The organism is Haloferax sp. KTX1 (assembly GCF_902410085.1).
Taxonomy (GTDB): Archaea; Halobacteriota; Halobacteria; order Halobacteriales; family Haloferacaceae; genus Haloferax; species Haloferax massiliensis.
Genome location: NZ_CABPRH010000147.1, coordinates 1 through 462 on the forward strand (window position 1 = coordinate 1; position 462 = coordinate 462).

Below are 462 nucleotides of genomic sequence, written 5' to 3' on the forward strand. Positions count from 1 at the left end.
ATCCTGTGTCACAGCCGTCTTTTCGGCGTTGCCGTGATCCCCCTCGTGGCAGTGTTTACAGATTCGGAGTTCGAGACGCATGCCCCTGTCTATGTGATTGGCTCTCATTACCGTTGGGGAGGGGGCGCTCAACCACTAGTGTTTACTGTACCGCTGTGAAATGGTATCATATGGCATCAGCGCTCAACGCGGTGTATCTGGCACTGGTCGTAGTCGTCGGCGTCGTCGGAACGCTGTTCGTCGCAAGTATCAGGTCCGCCGACGTGCGGTCCCGGTGGCTCGAACTGTCATCGATCGGGGTCGTGGTACTGTTCCTGCTGTCCCTGGGCGTCCAGTTCCTCGCGTAACCGTACCCGATTGCCGGGAGACACTGCCGAAGCGATAGCCATCGTTGTGTCTCTGCCAAGCAAGATCCATCGACGGATGGCTCGAACTCTAGCTCAGTACCGGCAAATATAATCC

The 462-nt window shown here is 57.1% G+C and carries 1 protein-coding gene; it reads left to right on the forward strand.

Annotated elements, in window-relative coordinates; translation table 11 throughout:
* The first annotated feature begins 170 nt into the window (after positions 1 to 170).
* Positions 171 to 347 carry a hypothetical protein gene (locus FY251_RS22735; RefSeq protein ID WP_186764064.1) on the forward strand — a complete coding sequence of 59 codons (177 nt, stop codon included), beginning with the start codon at positions 171 to 173 and terminating at the stop codon, positions 345 to 347.
* Positions 348 to 462: the final 115 nt, after the last annotated feature.

Bases quoted from the DNA above. Each gene is read 5' to 3' on its own strand.
- FY251_RS22735 (WP_186764064.1), top strand. From the start codon at position 171: ATGGCATCAGCGCTCAACGCGGTGTATCTGGCACTGGTCGTAGTCGTC.